Here is a 19,524-nt window from a genome sequence, read left to right on the forward strand (position 1 = left end):
GTGATATTGCGAAGAACCCGTAGAGGGTTCTTCGTTTTTTACATTTGAATGGGCTGCTCTTTCATAAGCAGGGCGGCTATAAAACCTAAAGCAGCCATGCTCAAGATCACCCACCAAGCGGCAGTGGGATTGCCGCTGAAATCCAAAATTAAACCAATAGTTAAGCTGGCTATGGCGCTGCCAATGAATTCAGCCATATTGGTAATTGCCGTAGCGATGCCGCTGTAGTTGAGCGGGTTGACAGCGGTGACATTGGAAAAAGCAAGAATATGGGTCATGATGAGAAGCCCGAAGATGAAGAAAAAGGCGGGCCAGAGTTGTACCGCTGGGTGGCCTCCGGCAATGATGGTGATGTATATCCACAACAGCAGGTTGAGTCCTGTCCCTGCTAAGAGAGCAGGGCGGATGCCCTTTAATAAACGGACCCAAAGGGAGACCAAAGGGGCACCCAGAATAAAGCCAAAGGTGGCAAAGGTCACATAGCCCGCTGCAGTGGCTTTATCGAGAGAGTATATCTGAGTGATCAAGGGAATTCCCCACAGCCCCAGTAAGGTGGTGCTGGATCCGGTAAAGGCGAAGAGGGTGAGGACATTGGGCCAGGTTTTGGGGTTTTTGAGAACGCTGGAGAGGCTTTCCTTTAGGTAGGTCAAGAAAGGGGCGGGCTTTACTTCAGTGGTGGTATGATCTGAGGTTTGGAAATTTTTTCGCCTTAAGCGGCTGATTGGACCTGTTGCGGCTGTCTCCCGAGAGGGGCTGTAAATCCCCGTCCTGGCATCCCGCACTCCCCAGAGTACCAGGAGGGCCAACAAAAGGGAGATTCCTGCCATCCAATAAAAGACATTCCGCCAACCAAAGGTCAAGGAGAGAAAGGTCAGGGGATAGAGGGCCAACAAGGAGCCAAAATTACCAAAGAAGGAAGTCAGACCCGACAGCGCGGAGAAGCGTGAAAGGGGAAACCAGGTGGCTTGAATCTTGAAGATGGAGACGATAATCACCGAGGAGCCGATGCCGACGAGGAAACGGGAGAGATAGGCGGCTTCCAGGGTATGGGCCAATCCGAACAGAATGCTTCCAGCCGCTGTGACCAAGAGCCCGCAGAAATTGATTTTGCGGACCCCGATGCGATCCACCAGGATGCCCACGGGGATTTGCATTAGGGCGTAGGCGTAATAGTTCATGGCAGTCAGGTTTCCCAGAGTCACAGAATTCATGGGAATTTCGCGGGTCAGCTCGTCGGCTACGGAACCAATAGATAAGCGATGAAAAAAGACGGTAATAAAGGCTATGACTAAGATGCTCCAACTGCTCCAGCCATAACGAGATGATTTTACATAGGGCTGCAAAATTTCCCACTTCTTTCTAAGATAGTAAACAAGCTGGCCTGTTGAGCATCATACCTCAGTGCATGTTCTTGTTACATTTTAAAAAATATCCTATAAAATACTATTATAAGTTGCTTTTTAAAAAATAACTACTTAAAATTAAAGTAAGAAGAGTCCTTGCCGGGAGTCTTTTATGGAAGGAGGCAATTTCTATGTATAAAAAGATTCTTGTTCCAACTGATGCTTCTGAATTCTCTGTGCGGGCCTTTAAGACGGCTGTTGAGCTGGCCAAACTTTTTCAATCAGAAATTGTACTCATTCATGTGACCTATACACCTCAAACTCTTTGGGGCAATACTGTACCATATGGCTATGTTTTTTCCCAAGAAGATGTTGCCAAGAACGGCCAGCTGGCCTTGGACGCGACTATGGCGGAAGGTTCCGCAGAAGGAGTGAAGACCAGAACAGTGCTGGAGATTGGCCATCCGGTCATCAAGATTATCGATCAGATTAAGAAGGATGACATCGATTTGGTGGTCATCGGCAGTCACGGTTATGGACCCATTACAGGATCTGTTCTGGGCAGTGTCAGCCAACGAGTATTGCAAAAGTCACCGGTTCCTGTATTGCTTGTGAAGTAGGCTTGACACTGTCTGTTCGGCAGGTTTTGCACTATGAATTCCAGTGATCCGTATTAATTGGTATAAAGTTCTTAGAAAAAATAGGTCTTTAGCCCTGTTGTAGCAAGCAGGGTTTTTTCTTTTTTTAGCGAATACCAAAATGTGTAAGTTAAACCCAATAGGAGCGTAGTACAGACATGAAGGAAAAAGAAATTCATTTAACATCAGAGGAGATTGACTATCTATTAAAGGGTACGATTCATTGGGAGGATATTGCATCTCGGACGGCGGGGTCCTGGAGAAAACCTATGGGCACAGGAAGTAAGGGTTCTGAGTCCAGAGACTTCTTGAGGAAGGCTCCCTTCAAAGATATTGAGGAGACTAAAGATTTCGGAAAGAGCACTATTGAGACAAAGGTTTCGGAGAGAAATCCTTTCGATGGAAAGACTTTTGAAAGAAGTTTTAATAATCAAGAAAATAAACATGAAAGCTTTAAGAGGGACTTTAATGAAGACGAAGCCAACGAAGATTTTTTAGGGAATATCAATGAAGATTTCTTCGAAAGGGAGCAGCCCTTTTGGTCGGGAACTAAAGTCTACATCGTATTATCTTTAATGGGATGCATTACCCTAGGGACATGGGCATACTTCGTTTTTGCTTGATTAGCAAAAACGAAGTTTTTTTATTCAAAGGAACTTTTTCTGCACTATGTAATGAGTTGTAAGAAATAGGGAAGGATAATTTGATAAGGAATATGAAGAAAGAATCCACTTAAAGTATTTGCAAAAATGCAATTTTAGGGTAAAATATCATCAAAGGTCAAAGAAGGTCATAAAGTCAGAGAATGTCATAATCAAGGGAGTGTCGTGTAATGGGAAATCTAGCAGACCGCATCGAAGTTTATTTGAAGCGGATCTTGGAACAATCGGCGGAGGGCCATGTTATTCTGCAACGGGGTGTTCTGGCTGAGGAGTTCTCATGTGCTCCATCTCAGATTAATTATGTTCTTGATACTCGCTTCTCTATTGAGCGGGGGTATTTAGTAGAGAGCCGTCGCGGTGGCGGCGGATATTTGCGGATTGTCCGCTTGGGCTTTCAGGATGATGGAGATTTTCAAAATATAATGAAACAGCTTATCGGCAGCCAGTTAGGGGAGAGTCGTGCTTTTAACCTGCTGCGACGCCTGGTTGAAGATGAGATTATTACCCGGCGGGAAGAAGAGATCATTCGTACCGTTATCCATCGGGATACCCTGGGACCGGAAAATCCCACCATCAATGGTCTCAGGGCTCATATGATGAAACGAATCCTTCTGACCTTAAGCCGTGAGGATTTGCATTAAAACAGGAGGGGATCGCTATGCTCTGTCAACATTGCAAACAGAGAGAGGCCAATGTCCAGTTTACCAAGATCGTCAATGGAGAAATGGTCAAATTTTACCTTTGCGATCAATGCGCCAAAAATGCACCAGAAGTGAGCTTTGTCTTTAGCCCGGGGATTATTCCGGATTTTTTACAGTCCCTCTTTAATTTTACCACCAATGCCCAAGCCTTAAAGGAAGAATCCTGCCCCCAATGCGGACGTCGGCTTTCAGAGATTACCCAGGCAGGAAAGCTGGGCTGCAGCGGCTGTTACGATAAATTCCAGTCCGAGCTCGAGCCCATCTTGCGCAAGATCCATGGGGGCGGCCGTCATGTAGGCAAGATTCCTGCCCGTAAAGGGGCTGCTATTCGCGAAAAGGTGGAGATTGAGAAACTCAAGGAGAAGCTACAGGAGCTCATTCGCGAGGAAGAGTTTGAAGCAGCCGCCGTGGTACGTGACCAAATTCGTGAACTCGAGCAGAAGCTAGGGGGATGAGACATGAAGAGAAAAGAACATCTGCTGAAGAATAGTGATTGGATGAAGGAAAGCCCGGATACCCCGGTGGTGTTGAGCAGCCGAATTCGTCTGGCACGTAACCTGGAAGGGGTTCCTTTTCCTCAGGGGCTTTCCCAAGAAGCTTCCCAGGATATCGAACAGAGAGTCTCCGGTGAGCTGGAATCCATGACTATCGATCAGGATAAATTAACCTATTATTCAATGAAGGATTTGACTCCTATTGAGCAATATGTGCTGATGGAAAAACACCTGATCAGTCCGGCCTTGGTGAATTCCCGAGGATCCCGGGGGGTAGCCATCAACTCGGATCATCGGATTTCTGTGATGATCAACGAAGAGGATCATCTGAGAATCCAAGTGCTGCTGCCGGGGGATCAACTCAAGGGAGCCTATCTCTTGGCCAATACCATGGATGATAAGTTGGAGGAACACCTGGAATTTGCTTATCGGGAAGCCCAAGGCTATCTGACCGCTTGCCCTACGAATGTGGGAACAGGCATGCGTGCCTCGGTGATGGTGCATATGCCGGCACTGGTCATGACCAACCGTGTACAACAGCTGCTGGGGGCTCTCAATCATCTAGGCTTAGCCGTCCGGGGATTGTATGGGGAAGGTTCCCAAGCCTTTGGGCATATCTATCAAGTATCCAATCAGATTACTTTAGGCAAGAGTGAAGAGGATACCATCACCCACCTGGAAGCGGTGACCCGCCAAATTATCGAGCAGGAAGTCCACGCCAGGGAAGGCTTGGTTCGGGAAGCTCCCTTGACCCTTGAGGATAAGGTCTGGAGAGCCCGGGGAACCCTGGAAAACGCAAGGCTTCTCAGCTCTGAGGATGCTCTCCAATGCCTGTCCCTGGATCGTCTGGGAGTGGATATGGGAATTCTTCCTCCTCATCAGCAAAGTTTCAGCACTCTGCTGGTGGAGACTCTGCCTGCTTCCCTGCAGTATGGTTTGGAGCGGGAGCTTAGCCCGGAGCAAAGGGATGAGGAGCGCGCCAGTTATATGCGGAAGGCTATGGCTGAAGCGAAATAAATTATTTATGGATTAAAACAAGGATGGTGAAATCAAAATGAATGAGAAATATACGGAAAAGGCCCTTAAAGCGCTGCAATTTGCCTCGGAAGAAGCTAAGCGTATGGGCTCGAGTGTGATTGGGACAGAACATCTGCTTCTTGGTTTGGTAGCGGAAGGGGAAGGTATCGCATCCAAATCCCTTCACGGAATCGGGGTGACCCCGGAGAAAATTCGGGAACAAATTGGTAACCTGACCGGTATCGGTCAGCCTTTTACCGGAGAAGTGAGCCTGACTCCCCGGGTTAAACGGGTATTGGAGCTGGCTCATGAAGAAGCCCGTCGCCATGGGGTCAGCTATATCGGTACCGAGCATCTGCTTCTCGGCCTTTTGATGGAAGGAGAAGGGGTGGCGGCTCGGGTGCTTCGCAATCTCGGCGTGAACCCGGAAAGGATTTGGAAGCAAGTGGTTCAGCTCTTAGGAGGTCAATCGGATGATATTCCCATGCCCGGCGGTGCCCCCGGGCCCAGCCCAGTTAAGAATAACGGTACGGCCAATACTCCGGCTTTGAATGAATTTGGTCGGGATTTGACCCAACAAGCTCGGGACGGCAAGCTGGATCCGGTAGTGGGGCGGGAGGATGAGATTGAGCGTGTGGTTCAAGTACTCAGCCGTCGTACCAAAAATAACCCCGTTCTCATCGGAGAACCGGGTGTAGGGAAAACGGCTATTGCTGAAGGCTTAGCCCAACGGATAGTGAGTAATAAAGTGCCTGAGACCTTAGCGGGAAAACGGGTGGTTACCTTAGATCTTTCGGCCGTGGTGGCAGGAAGTAAATATCGCGGGGAATTTGAAGAGCGCCTGAAAAAGGTCATGGAAGAGATTCGTGTGGACGGACGCATTATTGTTTTTATCGATGAGCTCCATACCTTAATCGGTGCCGGAGCGGCTGAAGGGGCCATCGATGCCGCTAATATTCTCAAACCCGCATTAGCCCGGGGAGAGCTCCAATGCATTGGCGCTACAACTTTGGATGAGTACCGTAAATATATCGAAAAAGATCCCGCTCTGGAGCGGCGTTTCCAACCCATTACGGTAGGAGAGCCCACAGTGGAGCAGGCCATTCAGATTCTCTTTGGCTTACGGGATCGTTATGAAGCCCATCACCGTACCAAGATCACCGATGAAGCTGTGGAAGCCGCAGTGAAAATGTCCGATCGTTATATTTCGGATCGTTTCCTGCCGGATAAGGCCATCGACTTAATGGATGAAGCCGCTTCCCGAGTGCGTTTGGCAGCCTTTACAGCTCCGCCGGATCTTAAGTCTTTGGAAGAAAAGATCGAAACCCTGAAGGGTGAGAAGGAAGCAGCAGTCTTAAGTCAGGAGTTTGAAAAGGCAGCCAAATTCCGGGATGAAGAGCATCAACTTCGGGAGGAGCTTTCCCAACTCCGCAACACCTGGGAGAGCAAACGGGATGTGAACCAAAGTGAGGTCACTGCCGATGATATCGCTCAGATCGTGGCCAGTTGGACAGGGATCCCTGTGAAGAAGCTGGCTCAAGAAGAAAGTGAACGGCTCCTGGGCTTGGAGGAGACCCTCCATCAACGAGTGGTGGGACAAGAGGATGCTGTGAAGGCTGTTTCTCGTGCCGTGCGACGGGCTCGGGCAGGGTTAAAGGATCCCAAACGCCCAGTGGGTTCCTTCATCTTCCTTGGACCCACTGGAGTAGGTAAGACAGAGCTGGCTCGGGCTTTGTCAGAAGCCTTATTTGGTGAGGAAGATGCTTTGATTCGTATTGATATGTCCGAGTATATGGAGAAGCATGCCGTTTCCCGTCTGGTAGGGGCACCTCCCGGATACATCGGTCATGATGAAGGGGGGCAATTGACGGAAGCCGTCCGCCGTAAGCCCTATAGTGTTATTCTACTGGATGAAATCGAAAAGGCTCATCCTGAGGTCTTCAATATCCTGCTGCAAGTTTTGGAGGATGGCCGCCTCACCGATACCAAGGGCAGAACTGTGGATTTTCGAAATGCAGTAATTATTATGACCTCCAATGTAGGGGCCTCCTTTATGAGAAAAGAAGCTCTGGGCTTTGCATCCCGTCGGGATGAAGAGACCGAGTATAAAAATATGAGCTCACGAGTTATGGAGGAACTGAAAAGGACCTTCCGCCCAGAGTTCCTTAACCGGGTGGATGAAATTGTGGTCTTCCATTCTCTCCAAGCAGAAGGGCTCATGAAGATTACCGAGATTTTAATGAAGCAAGTCAATGGTCGTCTCAAGGAGCAAGGCTATGATCTGCAGGTAGAAAAGAGTGCTCTGGAGCTTATTGCTAAAGAGGGCAACGATCCTGCCTTCGGTGCTCGTCCGCTTCGTCGGGCCATTCAACGTCTGATCGAAGACAGTTTGTCGGAAAAGATTCTTCTCGGAGAGTTTAAGTCCGGAGACAAGATTAAGGTGGAAGAGGAAGGGAACAAGATGAAGTTCTCCAAAGTCAAAGCTCGCAAAAGCAAAAAGGCCGAGGCTGCTGAGTGACTGACGGAAAGTTAAGTCAATCTAAATGCTAGGAGAAGAATTACGAACCATGGGCCAGCCTTTGGGTTGGCCTATGGTTTTTTTTATAGGCCAGTCTTATGAATTTTGTATTCTTAAGCGGATTCCAATAGAATGAAAAGGGTTTTAAACCCTTTATGACGTATAATATTATTGTTAGTGTATAATAGAACATATTCAGAGGAAAGGCGGATACCGTTTTGGCAAAGGTGAAGACGCGGTTTTTTTGTCAGTCCTGCGGACAGGAAAGCCCTCGTTGGCTCGGGAAATGTCCGGGCTGTGGGGAATGGAATACCTTAGTAGAAGAAGTTTTGGAGCGTTCCACCGCCAAACGTACCCCCTCAGGAGTTAAGGCAACGCCTTTGACAGAGATTCAGATCCGGGAGGAAGAACGAGTCAGCTCAGGCAGTCAGGAGCTGAACAGAGTCTTGGGAGGGGGGATCGTTCCCGGCTCCTTTGTTCTTTTGGGTGGTGAACCGGGAATCGGCAAATCCACTCTTCTTCTGCAAACTGCGGGATTATTAGCTAAGGTCATGGATGTCCTGTATATTACCGGGGAAGAATCGGAAAAGCAGATTAAGTTGAGAGCGGAGCGGTTGGGGATTAAGGAATCCCGTCTGCATATTTTGACAGAGACTCGACTGGAGGTTGTACGGGATGTGGTCATGGTTATGCAGCCGGGCTTATTGATTGTAGATTCTATTCAAACCATGGTGCTGGAGGATTTGCAGGCAGCGGCAGGCAGCGTAAGCCAGGTTCGGGAGGGAGCGGCCTTTTTGATGCGGTTAGCCAAAGAGGAGGAGATTCCTGTTTTTCTCGTGGGTCATGTGACCAAGGAAGGAGCCATCGCCGGCCCCAGAGTTCTTGAGCATATTGTGGATACGGTGCTTTATTTCGAAGGGGATCGTCATCATGTCTATCGTTTGTTAAGGGCTGTGAAGAATCGTTTCGGCTCCACCAATGAGATTGGAGTTTTTGAGATGCATGAAGACGGTCTGGTGGAGGTATCTAATCCCTCGAAAGTGTTCCTGGGAGAGAATTCATCCACTGCGCCCGGGTCCTCGGTGGCGGTGGTTATGGAAGGCTCCCGACCTTTGTTAGTGGAGATTCAAGCTCTTGTTACTCCTACTACCTATGGACCGCCTCGCCGTACGGCTACGGGAATCGACTACAACCGGATTTTGATGCTGTTGGCTGTTTTGGATAAAAAGGTGGGCTTTCATCTTGGGGCCCAGGATGTGTTTATCAATATTGCCGGTGGTATCCGTATTGAGGAACCGGGAGTGGATCTGGCTTGCATTGCAGCCATCGCTTCCAGCCTGGGGGAGCGACCGTTAAAGCGCTATGCCTTGATTGGGGAAGTGGGGCTTACAGGAGAGGTGCGGGGGATTTCTCAGATCGAGAATCGAGTGAAGGAAGCTGTAAAATTAGGCTTTGAAGGCTGTATTGTTCCTCAGATTAATTTCTCAGCGGTGAAAGCGCCGGGGAATTTTACGGTGATTCCGGTGAAGACGGTTGAGGAGGCTGTCCGGGTCATGTTCGAGCAGTAATGACCGATACGGTGAGGGATAAAATAAGCCGTATCCTGAGGATACGGCTGTAACAGATTTTTCACTAAAAGTTAAGAGAATGTTTATGGTTTATTTAAGGTTCACATGGTACCCTTAATAGAGAATCGCAAAGATTCTGACCGGGACCTTTGGAGAAAGGAAACGTCAGATTTGAGTGGTATCTAGGTGAGGTTAAAGATGGTGAGGGTCGAGAGTCGTGTTTCCTCCTTCTTGATGACGTCGTCAAGAGAAATCCCCAGAGCGTTTGCTAAGGCGGCTATGTAAAAGAGCTGCTTGCCCAGTTCCGTTTCAATGATGTCTTTGCAGTTTTCGCAAAGTTCACCATCAAGTTGGCTGTCCAGCAAATTCTTTAAGTCGCTAAAACTCGCTTCTTCCGGGATGGGCTTCTTGTGGGCGTCTATACTTAAGCAGCCACAATTGGTCACAGTCTTCACTACGGCTCGATTGACTCGAGCGGAGGTTTCCTGCCCCTTGGTCAGGATATCCAAGACACTTTGGTGGCGGATTAAGAGAGATTCAACGAGTGTTTGATAGCGATCCGTGAGATTTTCCATGAATTATTTCCTCACTCCTTTCTGACACCTTAATTATAGCGACCGGTTGGTAGAGTTGTCAATTTTCTACAATCCTGGAATCCTGATAAGAGAAAAACCGAAACAAAGAAGAAATTGACAGAATAGCTTGTCTGTGATATAATTAAAAAATTTTTGACCCCCTATTTAAATATTGCTATAATGAGTATAAGGGGGGATCTGAATGTTTGATATCGGAGATAGAGTAGTTTACCCTATGCATGGAGCGGGTATCATCGAAGCTATCGAAGAGCGAGAGGTTCTTGGAGAGTCCCAACAGTACTATGTCATGAATATTCCGGTAGGGAATATGAAGGTTTATATACCTTTAAATAATGTGAATCAATTGGGTATACGGGAGGTTATCTCTTTAGAGGAGGTGCCTCAGGTTTTAAAAATTCTAGAAAATGAAAGTACTCTTCCTGCTTTGGCCTGGAATAGAAGGTATCGGGCCAATATGGACCGAATAAAAAGCGGGGATATATATTCTGTTGCGGAGGTGGTGCGCAGCCTTTTTCAAAGAGATAGGGAAAAGGGGCTATCGACAGGTGAAAAGAAAATGTATGATAGTGCTTATCAGATTCTCGTCAGTGAATTGATTCTGGCCGAGGGTGTGAAAGCTGATGAGATGACAGAGCGAATTAGGGGGCTTCTTGCCTAAATTTTAGAATTGAAAATATATGGTAATTCCTAGTATAATGAAAAAAGGTTTCAGCCAAAATACTATAAAGGAGGTGAAATGATGATTCGCAACATAGTGCGCGTTATCATCACGGTTTTATCAGGTGCCATAGGTTTTTACCTTAATGTTATTCTTTTGAGGCTTGATGTGCTCCAGTCTCTGGGATGGCAGATTTCCCCCATTTGGACTTACGTAACGATGGTAGCTGTTTTTGCTATTCTTGGTTTTCTGATTGCTCCGGCGAGCATGCGAGGTTTTTTGAAAATGATTTCCTGGTTCGATGCTCGCATGACTAAAGTGCCTATAAACGATTTGATTGGTGGAGCAATTGGCGTCATTATCGGACTTATAATTGCTAGTTTATTAAGTAGTGCCTTAAGAGGCATTCCCGTTATCGGGTCTGTGATATCCATTATTTTAAGCGTTTCCTTTGGTTACTTAGGTTTGATCATTGGAGTAAAACGTAAAGAAGAGGTCTTGGGCTTTTTTACCTTTCTTCCGAAATTTAAGGGGGATAAAGGAGAGAAAGGTAAGGGTAAGGATGGTAACCATAGACAAAACATGGGAGCCTCTCAACCCAACTATAAAATTTTGGATACCAGTGTGATTATCGATGGGCGCATTGCGGATATCGTTCAGACCGGTTTTCTCGAAGGCACCCTTCTTATTCCGGGCTTCGTTCTGGAAGAGCTTCAGCATATCGCTGACTCCTCCGATCTTCTCAAGCGCAATCGCGGTCGCCGGGGGTTGGATATCTTAAACCAGATCTCCAAAGAAGAGTTGGCTAATAATGTGGAGATCATGGAAATAGACTTCGAGGATATCTCTGAGGTGGACAGCAAATTGGTCCGCTTAGGGCAAAATCTTGGTGCTCCTATCCTCACTAACGACTATAACCTTAATAAGGTGGCAGAGCTGCAAGGGGTTAAGGTCCTCAATATCAATGAGCTGGCCAACGCGGTGAAGCCTATTGTCCTTCCCGGAGAAGAGATGGAAGTTCAGGTGATGAAAGAGGGTAAAGAACCAGGACAAGGCGTGGCTTATCTGGATGACGGTACCATGATCGTTGTGGATACAGGTCGGCGTTATATGGGACAAACCATTACCGTTTTGGTAACCAGCGTCCTGCAGACAGCCGCGGGACGAATGATTTTTGCCAAACCCAAAGCTCTTGTTGAAAAAAAGTCGATTGGCCTGTCAGCGACGAATGAGGTGAATGCCCTTGGTTAAGCTGGGTGTAATTATCCCTGCTGCAGGTCAAGGAAAACGTATGGGGGCCTCCATTAATAAGCAATTCCTCTCTTTACAGGGACGCCCGATTCTCACCCATACCCTTTCACTCTTTGAACGGTCCGAGGCTGTCGCTGAGATTGTAATTGTTAGCTCAAAAAAGGATCGGGAACGAATCGGTGAACTGGTTTGTACAGAAGGTTTTCAGAAGGTCTCTGCCATCGTATTAGGTGGAGAAGAACGTCAAGAATCAGTATTTGCGGGGGTTAAAGCTCTTAGCCCCTTAATCAAAAGGGTGGCGGTCCATGATGGGGCCCGCCCCCTTTTGACATGTCTGGAATTGAACCGGTTTTTTACAGAGGCGGCAAAATTTAGGGCGGCAATTATGGCTATTCCGGTAAAGGATACAATTAAGAGAGTGGATGCCCGGGGTGAGGTCATAGAGACACCCCCTCGGGAAACTCTAAGGGCTATCCAGACTCCTCAAGTTTTTGAGCGCTCCCTTCTGGAAGAAGCCCACCGCAAAGCAAGAGAAGTGGGTTATCTTACCACAGACGACGCCGCTCTTATCGAGTGGCTGGGTCATCCGGTCCAAACCCTTATGGGATCCCTGGAAAACATCAAAATCACCACTCCCGAAGATCTGGATCTAGCCGAAATGATCCTTGCCAAACGCAAGGCGTAACTCATTAGACCGTGCTAAAAGAATGTGTGTAATGGTATAATAATCGTTAGAAAAATTCAAAGGGAGATAACCAATGCTAAGAGTAGGAATTGGCTATGACGTTCATGCCCTGGTGGAAGGACGTCCACTGATACTGGCTGGGATAGATATCCCTCATGAAAAAGGACTGCTAGGTCATTCCGATGCTGATGTCTTAACCCATACTCTCATGGATGCCCTCTTAGGAGCCTTGGCGCTAGGGGATCTGGGGAAGCATTTCCCGGATACCGATGAGCGGTATCGAGGGGTTTCGAGTATGAAGCTTCTTGAGCATGTTATGGAGCTACTGGAGGAACAAGGCTATATAATCGGTAATGTTGACTGTATTATCGCCGCCCAGCGACCAAAGCTTGCGCCACATATTTCTCAAATGCGGGAGAATCTCGCCCGTGCTCTCAAGACCGACATAGGAAACGTCTCAGTAAAGGCAACCACCACAGAGCGCCTGGGCTTCGAAGGCCGTGAAGAAGGCATCAGTTCTCAGGCTATTGTGTGCTTGGTTAAGGTTTGAGCTAAACTATTTATTCAAGGAGGATACCTATGCTTAAAGTTCGTTTTGCCCCCAGTCCAACGGGCCCCTTACATATCGGCGGTGCGCGTTCCGCCCTCTTTAATTACTTACTCGCCCGCAAAGAAAACGGAGTCTTTATCGTCCGCAGTGAGGACACAGATCTAGAGCGCTCCAGCCGGGAATCAGAACACAATATCCTGGAGGCTCTGCGCTGGCTAAACATTCAATGGGATGAAGGAATCGAGGTCGGCGGCGACAACGGACCTTACCGCCAGACCGAGCGCCTGGCTCTTTATCAGGAATATACCGACAAGCTCTTGGCCAGCGGAAACGCCTATTATTGCTATTGCTCAGAAGAAGAGCTGGAGCAAGAGCGACAGGACTTGATTGCTAAAGGGGATACTCCGCGTTACCTGGGCAAATGCCGTCACCTTTCAGAAGAAGAACACAAAAAATACAAAGAGGAAGGCCGTAAGCCTGTGGTTCGTTTCCAGGTACCTGAGGGCCGGCAGATTGTGATCAATGACCGAGTGCGGGGCGAAGTTATCTTTGACAGTGATGGAATCGGGGATTATGTCATTGTTAAATCCGATGGCATCCCTACCTATAATTTTGCCGTGGTCATCGACGATACTACAATGAATGTGACCCATGTCATTCGTGGGGAAGAGCATCTCTCCAACACCCCCCGCCAGGTGCTGATATACCAAGCCTTGGGTCTTCCTACTCCGGAATTCGCTCATATCTCCTTGATTCTTAATACTGAAGGAAGAAAAATGAGCAAACGGGATGGAGATACAGCGGTTATTGATTATCAAGCCAAAGGGTATCTGCCGGAGGCGGTGGTGAACTTCATTGCTCTAATGGGCTGGTCACCGGCAGGGGAAGAAGAATTCTTTACTCTGGAAGAAATGATCCAGGCCTTCTCCTTGGATCGGGTCTCTAAGAGTCCGGCAGTTTTTGACTTGAATAAATTAAACTATATGAATGCTCATTATATAAAGAAAGCAGATCCCGACCGTCTCACAGATTTGGCTGTGCCTTATCTTCAAGAGATGGGGGTCATTTCTCAAGGAACCCTTTCCGAAGGAGATCGGGCCTGGGTGACTCACTATGTCCAAGCCATCATCAACCATCTTTCCTATATAGCTCAGGTTAAGGATTTTGTCCATTATGTGCGGGGAGGAGAGGTTCCTGCTCCGGAAGGGGAAGCATTGGAGATCCTGCAAGGGGAACAAGTTCCGGCTGTGCTAGACCTCTTTGTGGAAAAATTGAAGGGCTTGGATACAATTAGTGTGGATACGGTGAAGCCTTTGTTTAAGCAGATCACCAAAGAAATGAAGCTGGGCGGTAAGCAAGTCTTTATGCCCATCCGGGTTGCGCTGACCGGACAAATGCATGGACCGGAACTCTATGACATTGTTCCTCTTTTAGGACTGGATAATGTCCTGAGCCGATTGGAAGGAACAAAAGCTTTTCTTGCCGCTAGTCATTGAACCACTAAAAATTCACAAGAAACTTCCTTTATTGACAGGTTCCTAAGGATTCTCTATACTAACACCATGAGCTCAAGCTGCATAGAATACAACATATCCTTTTTCTTTTTGGATAAGATGTTGCCATTAATGCAATCTGAATATGAAATGCACGTCATGAAGGGAAAGAGTAGAAAGATACCTGTGTCAAAGAGAGGGTGGAAAAGGTGGAAGCCATCCCGGAGGATCTTTTGAAGTGCGTCCTGGAGCGTTAGAAGGATGGACACATTCTTCCGTAAAGCTGCGTTAAGGCTATAAGTGGAGCAGGAAACTGTTCAATCAGAGTGGAACCGCGGAAATCCTTCGTCTCTGGACGAGGGGTTTCCTTTTTATTGGGTTTGTTTCTTTTGGATTTAATATATAGAAGGTGATATGTGGTGCTTGGCCAAATTAAGCAAGACATTAATGTGATTTTTGAAAGAGATCCGGCGGCCAAAACGATAGTTGAGGTTATCCTTTGTTATCCGGGTCTTCATGCGTTGATCGCACATCGTCTGGCACACTGCCTGTATAAAAGGAATATGGTTTTAATCCCTCGATTAATCTCCCAGACCTCTCGTTTTTTCACGGGAATAGAGATTCATCCCGGTGCAAAAATCGGCCAGGGGCTCTTTATTGATCACGGTATGGGAGTGGTCATTGGGGAGACTGCCGAAGTAGGGGATAATGTGACCATCTACCAAGGGGTGACTTTAGGTGGAACAGGTAAGGAAAAAGGGAAGAGACACCCCACCGTTGGGAATAATGTATTTATCGGTTCAGGAGCTAAGATATTAGGTTCCATCAAAATTGGAGATAATGTTAAAATCGGGGCAGGATCTGTGGTGACTAAACCTGTTCCCAGCAATACTACTGTGGTAGGAGTTCCTGGAAAAGTGGTCTCCCGCCATGGAGTGCCTATTAAGGAATTGCATGTGGTTACGAAATCTGTGTGCAATAAGGAGATTCGTGCGGAAGAAATGCCGGATCCCGTTCAGGAAATGCTGCAAATACTAATGGAACGAATTAATTATTTGGAGAAAAAATTAGGGGAAAAGGAGAGCTGAATTCAATGGCACTTAGGCTATTCAACACCATGAGCCATCAAAAAGAGGAGTTTATACCCCGGGAAGAGGGCAAGGTGGGCATGTACACCTGCGGCCCAACGGTGTACAACTACTTCCATGTGGGAAATGGACGGATGCTCGTTGTCTTTGATATGATCCGCCGCTATCTTCTATATAAAGGCTATGATGTAACTTTTGTTCAAAACTTTACCGATATTGATGATAAGATTATTAATCGGGGCCATGAAGAGGGGAGGGATCCCCTGGAGCTGGCAGAAAAATATATTGAAGAGTACTTTAAGGATGCCAAGGCCCTTAACTTGATGCCGGCTTCCATACATCCGAAAGCCACCGATCATATTCCGGAGATGATTGAGATTATTAAAGGTCTGGAGGAGCAAGGCTTAGCCTATGCTGTGGAAGGGGATGTTTATTTTGCAGTGGACAAGCTCTCTGCTTATGGCAAGCTTTCCGGCCGGACTCTTGAGGATATGCAAGCCGGTGCCCGAGTGGAAGTAGGAGAACGCAAACGCAACCCTATGGATTTTGCCCTATGGAAAAATGCCAAACCCGGAGAACCCTTCTGGGAAAGCCCTTGGGGGAAAGGCCGTCCCGGCTGGCATATTGAGTGCAGCGCCATGTCCCTGAAATATTTGGGCTCGGGCTTTGACATTCACGGGGGAGGGGGAGATCTGGTCTTCCCTCATCATGAAAATGAAATCGCCCAATCGGAAGGCTATCTCCATGGAGAGACTTTTGCCCGCTATTGGATGCATAATGCCTTTTTAACCTTCAATCAGCAGAAAATGTCTAAATCCCTGGGGAACTTCTTTACTGTTCGTGAGATTCTTGAACATTTTCCTGGGGAAGTGATTCGTTTTTATCTCCTGGGTACTCATTACCGCAGCCCTTTGGATTTTGATGATGAGAACCTGCGTATGGCTCAGAAAGGTTTGGAACGTCTGCAAACCAGTATCCGTCTGGCCGATGAAGCACTGGGCCGCAAAGGACAGGCCTGTGCAGATGCAGCTGCGGATGAAAAACTAAGGGATGCGGCAGAAGAAGCCCGCAAGGAATTTGAAGAGGCCATGGACGACGACTTTAACTCTGCTCTGGCTTATGCCAGTCTCTTTGAATTGGGAAAAGTCATCAACGCCCATGTTCAGGCCTATCCTTACAGCTCCGAAGGACTGCTTAAGGCCAGGGGTACTCTTTGGAAGCTGGCTGATGTTCTGGGCTTTGATTTGGCTAATCCCGCCAACAAGGTTGAAGCCGGTAACGAAAAGCTGGAGCAGGTCATGGATCTCCTTCTGGAAGTAAGAGCCATTGCCCGGAAAAAGAAAGACTGGGAAATGTCCGACCTGATCCGGGACCGGCTGAAAGATCTGGGGATTGTCCTGGAAGATACTCCTCAAGGAGCGCGTTGGACGCTTAAATGAGAAAGGGGGGAAGGGCATTCTGCCCGATCCCATGCCAAGATCCTGGCAGGAAATGAATGCCCTTACCCTAGCCTACCTGGGAGATGTGGTCTATGAGCTTTGGGTCAGGACTCATCTTCTCAATAACGGTTATGAAAAGGTTAAGGACCTTCACCGTCTGGCTACCAAATATGTTCGGGCGGGGACCCAAGCCAAGCTTCTTCATCACATTCTCCCCAATCTCGATGATCAGGAAACCTCTGTGGTTCATCGGGGGAGAAATGCCAAAGGAGGCCATCCTAAAAGCACCGATGTCATAACTTACCGCCATGCCACCGCTTTTGAAGCCTTGGTGGGCTATTGGCAGTTGACCGGCAGGACAGAGCGTATGCTGTGGGCCTTTGAGCAGGTGGACGAGTTTATTCGGGAAGAGGATGAAGAAAAAGGTAATGGTGAAACCACCAAGGAAGAAGAGTCTTTCACAGATGACTTGATTATAGGGGGAGAGAGAAGTGAATATTGAACTGATTCAATACACACCAGATCCGGAAAAAGTCATTGCGGCCGCTGCCCGTTTGTGCTATTCGCCTGATCCGGTTCCGGAGCTCATGGAACAGTTGGATGAGGAAAGGGTAGCCAATTTCGTGCAGAAGCTTCGCTCCATGGGTCATCTTTCACCTTTTGAGCATGTCAGCTTTCAATTCTCCATCGATGGCGTATCTCGTGCTTTGTCCCATCAATTGGTCCGCCATCGGATCGCCAGCTATTCTCAACGATCGCAGCGTTATGTAAAAGAAGAAGGGTTTGACTTCGTCATACCTCCTACCATACGCCGTAATCCTCAAGCCCTGGAACGCTTCGAGAATGTCATGGCCACTCTGCAAGAAGAATACCAAGCCCTGCTGGCTATGGTCCCTGCAGAAGATGCCCGCTATATCTTGCCCAACGCCTGTACCACCTCGTTGATGGCTACCTTTAATGCCCGTTCTTTAATGAACTTCTTCGAGCATAGAACCTGCATGCGCGCCCAATGGGAAATCCGCATCCTTGCCCAAAGAATGCTGGAGCTAGTCCGGGAAGTGGCTCCCAATGTCTTTGGCCAAGCCGGACCCACCTGCGTTACCCAAGGGATCTGCCACGAAGGGGCCATGAGCTGTGGCCGGATTAAGGCGCTGAAGAAGCAAAAAGGAAAGGATGACCCTAATCTATGACCGACGAAATCGTATACGGCCGCAATGCCGTTTGGGAACTTCTCCAATCGGGCAAGCCTGTCAACAAGCTCCTTTTCCAATCGGAAGGTACGACTGGCCGCTTCCAGGACATGGTCAGCCATGCCCGGGCCCAGAAGATTCCCTTTCAATTCGTGGATAAAGCAGCCCTTGACCGTTTGACCGAAAAAGCCAAGCATCAGGGAGTCTTAGCCTACGTTGCCCCGCGGGAATATGCCGAAGTGGACGATATCCTCGCTCTGGCCGGAGAAAAAGGCGAGGATCCTTTTATCCTCGTCTTGGATGAAGTGGAAGATCCTCATAATCTAGGCGCCCTCATTCGGACAGCCGATGCTGCAGGTGTCCATGGGGTGATTATCCCAAAGCGGCGCAGTGTTTCCCTGACCGCCACTGTAGCTAAGACCTCAGCCGGTGCTGTGGAGCATGTCCTGGTAGCCCGGGTAGGGAATCTGGTTCAGACCCTGAAGGATCTCCAAAAGGCAGGGTGCTGGATCTCTGGGGCTGAAGCGGGAGGAACGGAAGTCTATGGCTCCGACCTTACAGGAGCACGGGTCATCGTCATAGGAAGTGAGGGTAAGGGATTGAGCCGGCTGATCAAAGAGACCTGTGACGAGATCGTCAGCCTCCCCATGAGAGGACAGATCAATTCATTAAATGCCAGTGTGGCGGGTTCTATTCTAATGTACGAGGTTCTTCGTCAGCGGAGGGGAAATAAAAAACATCAATAACTTGCCTAAAAAATAGGGTAACCGGGTCCTATAATGCGAAGACCTGGGTCCAAAAGCCCAAACTCGGCTTGTAGAGTGCATGAGACGACAGAACCTCTAAAACTTCGCCTTGACGCTTCCGTTTTTTCCAAGGTATAATGAGTATGTTCTTGCGGACAAGAGCGATAATCCATTACAACATCTTCATCACCATGATACGGGAGGGATCGCTTTGACACTTAACGCCCAACTCGAAGTGTTGGAAGAGTGCGACACGAATGAAGTCATAGTGGATGAAGAAGTCGTAGAGCTGGCCAAAAACGGTGATGCCGAAGCACAGGAATACTTAATTAATAAGTACAAGAACTTTGTCAGAGCAAAAGCAAGATCATACTTCCTTATTGGAGCAGATCGTGAAGATATTATCCAAGAAGGGATGATTGGGCTCTACAAAGCGATTCGAGATTTCCGTGGTGATAAGCTCTCCTCGTTCCGAGCCTTTGCTGAGCTGTGTATTACAAGGCAGATTATTACAGCCATTAAGACAGCTACCCGGCAAAAGCATATCCCTTTGAATTCCTACGTGTCCTTAAATAAACCTATCTATGACGAAGACTCGGATAGAACCTTGCTGGATGTGATCTCCGGAACAAGAATAACCGACCCCGAGGAATTGATCATCAGTCAGGAAGAATTCGATGATATCGAAGAAAAGATGGGTGAGATCTTGAGTTCCTTGGAGTGGAAAGTCCTGATGGCTTACCTCGAAGGCAAATCCTATCAAGAGATTGCAGTAGACCTACATAGGCATGTAAAATCCATTGACAATGCTCTCCAAAGAGTAAAAAGAAAGCTTGAGCGTTACCTGGAACGTCGTGATGGATAAGCTATGCTTTGCTATGACCGGT

Annotated in this window: 20 protein-coding genes and 1 other annotated feature; of the genes, 18 read left to right on the top strand and 2 right to left on the bottom strand. The window is 47.9% G+C overall.

Annotation, left to right across the window (positions count from 1 at the left end):
- Positions 1 to 38: 38 nt before the first annotated feature.
- Positions 39 to 1,343 (bottom strand): MFS transporter, encoded by a 1,305-nt coding sequence (locus DESPCE1_RS0101910; protein WP_014792351.1) that lies wholly within the window; start codon positions 1,341 to 1,343, stop codon positions 39 to 41.
- Positions 1,344 to 1,534: 191 nt separating this feature from the next.
- Between DESPCE1_RS0101910 and DESPCE1_RS0101915 the strand changes: the two genes are divergently transcribed.
- From DESPCE1_RS0101915 to radA, 7 genes are all read left to right on the top strand, one after another.
- Positions 1,535 to 1,963: a universal stress protein gene (locus DESPCE1_RS0101915; protein ID WP_014792352.1), complete on the top strand. Its 429-nt coding sequence runs from the start codon at positions 1,535 to 1,537 to the stop codon at positions 1,961 to 1,963.
- Positions 1,964 to 2,139: 176 nt separating this feature from the next.
- On the top strand, positions 2,140 to 2,604 hold the full coding sequence (locus DESPCE1_RS0101920; RefSeq protein WP_014792353.1) for a hypothetical protein: 465 nt from the start codon (positions 2,140 to 2,142) through the stop codon (positions 2,602 to 2,604).
- Between the two features lie 209 nt (positions 2,605 to 2,813).
- Positions 2,814 to 3,284 (top strand): CtsR family transcriptional regulator, encoded by a 471-nt coding sequence (locus DESPCE1_RS0101925; protein WP_014792354.1) that lies wholly within the window; start codon positions 2,814 to 2,816, stop codon positions 3,282 to 3,284.
- Between the two features lie 17 nt (positions 3,285 to 3,301).
- The gene (locus DESPCE1_RS0101930; protein WP_014792355.1) at positions 3,302 to 3,799 is read left to right on the top strand and encodes a UvrB/UvrC motif-containing protein; all 498 of its coding nucleotides are present in this window, start codon (positions 3,302 to 3,304) and stop codon (positions 3,797 to 3,799) included.
- Positions 3,800 to 3,802: 3 nt separating this feature from the next.
- A complete protein-coding gene (locus DESPCE1_RS0101935; protein ID WP_019849298.1) occupies positions 3,803 to 4,855 on the top strand; it encodes a protein arginine kinase in 1,053 nt (350 codons plus the stop codon).
- A 37-nt stretch (positions 4,856 to 4,892) separates the two neighbouring features.
- Entirely contained in the window at positions 4,893 to 7,373 is a 2,481-nt protein-coding gene (locus DESPCE1_RS0101940) for an ATP-dependent Clp protease ATP-binding subunit (RefSeq protein WP_014792357.1), read from the top strand.
- A 218-nt stretch (positions 7,374 to 7,591) separates the two neighbouring features.
- Positions 7,592 to 8,941, top strand: coding sequence for a DNA repair protein RadA (gene radA, locus DESPCE1_RS0101945; protein WP_019849299.1), 1,350 nt, complete (start codon positions 7,592 to 7,594; stop codon positions 8,939 to 8,941).
- Between the two features lie 182 nt (positions 8,942 to 9,123).
- Here radA and DESPCE1_RS0101950 read toward each other — a convergent pair whose 3' ends face one another.
- A complete protein-coding gene (locus tag DESPCE1_RS0101950) occupies positions 9,124 to 9,516 on the bottom strand; it encodes a hypothetical protein (protein WP_014792359.1) in 393 nt (130 codons plus the stop codon).
- A 202-nt stretch (positions 9,517 to 9,718) separates the two neighbouring features.
- Between DESPCE1_RS0101950 and DESPCE1_RS0101955 the strand changes: the two genes are divergently transcribed.
- From DESPCE1_RS0101955 to sigH, 11 genes are all read left to right on the top strand, one after another.
- Entirely contained in the window at positions 9,719 to 10,195 is a 477-nt protein-coding gene (locus DESPCE1_RS0101955) for a CarD family transcriptional regulator (protein WP_014792360.1), read from the top strand.
- 81 nt (positions 10,196 to 10,276) lie between these two features.
- The gene (locus tag DESPCE1_RS0101960; protein ID WP_019849300.1) at positions 10,277 to 11,446 is read left to right on the top strand and encodes a PIN/TRAM domain-containing protein; all 1,170 of its coding nucleotides are present in this window, start codon (positions 10,277 to 10,279) and stop codon (positions 11,444 to 11,446) included.
- On the top strand, positions 11,439 to 12,131 hold the full coding sequence (ispD, locus tag DESPCE1_RS0101965; RefSeq protein WP_014792362.1) for a 2-C-methyl-D-erythritol 4-phosphate cytidylyltransferase: 693 nt from the start codon (positions 11,439 to 11,441) through the stop codon (positions 12,129 to 12,131). Before DESPCE1_RS0101960 ends, ispD begins: the two co-directional genes overlap by 8 nt.
- Positions 12,132 to 12,204: 73 nt before the next feature.
- The gene (gene ispF, locus DESPCE1_RS0101970; RefSeq protein WP_019849301.1) at positions 12,205 to 12,681 is read left to right on the top strand and encodes a 2-C-methyl-D-erythritol 2,4-cyclodiphosphate synthase; all 477 of its coding nucleotides are present in this window, start codon (positions 12,205 to 12,207) and stop codon (positions 12,679 to 12,681) included.
- A 29-nt stretch (positions 12,682 to 12,710) separates the two neighbouring features.
- On the top strand, positions 12,711 to 14,177 hold the full coding sequence (gene gltX, locus DESPCE1_RS0101975) for a glutamate--tRNA ligase (protein ID WP_019849302.1): 1,467 nt from the start codon (positions 12,711 to 12,713) through the stop codon (positions 14,175 to 14,177).
- A 147-nt stretch (positions 14,178 to 14,324) separates the two neighbouring features.
- Positions 14,325 to 14,530: a binding site (T-box leader), on the top strand.
- Between the two features lie 60 nt (positions 14,531 to 14,590).
- Positions 14,591 to 15,262, top strand: a complete 672-nt coding sequence (gene cysE, locus DESPCE1_RS0101980) for a serine O-acetyltransferase (protein WP_014792365.1) — start codon at positions 14,591 to 14,593, stop codon at positions 15,260 to 15,262.
- A gap of 5 nt (positions 15,263 to 15,267) precedes the next feature.
- Entirely contained in the window at positions 15,268 to 16,701 is a 1,434-nt protein-coding gene (gene cysS / locus DESPCE1_RS0101985) for a cysteine--tRNA ligase (RefSeq protein WP_014792366.1), read from the top strand.
- 31 nt (positions 16,702 to 16,732) lie between these two features.
- Complete coding sequence (locus DESPCE1_RS0101990) at positions 16,733 to 17,203, top strand: Mini-ribonuclease 3 (protein WP_019849303.1); 471 nt, start codon at positions 16,733 to 16,735, stop codon at positions 17,201 to 17,203.
- Positions 17,193 to 17,891, top strand: a complete 699-nt coding sequence (thyX, locus tag DESPCE1_RS0101995; RefSeq protein WP_014792368.1) for an FAD-dependent thymidylate synthase — start codon at positions 17,193 to 17,195, stop codon at positions 17,889 to 17,891. The genes DESPCE1_RS0101990 and thyX overlap by 11 nt, the downstream gene beginning before the upstream one ends.
- Positions 17,888 to 18,637, top strand: coding sequence for a 23S rRNA (guanosine(2251)-2'-O)-methyltransferase RlmB (gene rlmB / locus DESPCE1_RS0102000; RefSeq protein WP_019849304.1), 750 nt, complete (start codon positions 17,888 to 17,890; stop codon positions 18,635 to 18,637). Before thyX ends, rlmB begins: the two co-directional genes overlap by 4 nt.
- 211 nt (positions 18,638 to 18,848) lie before the next feature.
- The gene (gene sigH / locus DESPCE1_RS0102005; protein WP_014792370.1) at positions 18,849 to 19,502 is read left to right on the top strand and encodes an RNA polymerase sporulation sigma factor SigH; all 654 of its coding nucleotides are present in this window, start codon (positions 18,849 to 18,851) and stop codon (positions 19,500 to 19,502) included.
- Positions 19,503 to 19,524 lie beyond the last annotated feature (22 nt).

Origin of the sequence: Desulfitobacterium sp. PCE1 (assembly GCF_000384015.1) — a bacterium.
Taxonomy (GTDB): Bacteria; Bacillota; Desulfitobacteriia; order Desulfitobacteriales; family Desulfitobacteriaceae; genus Desulfitobacterium; species Desulfitobacterium dehalogenans.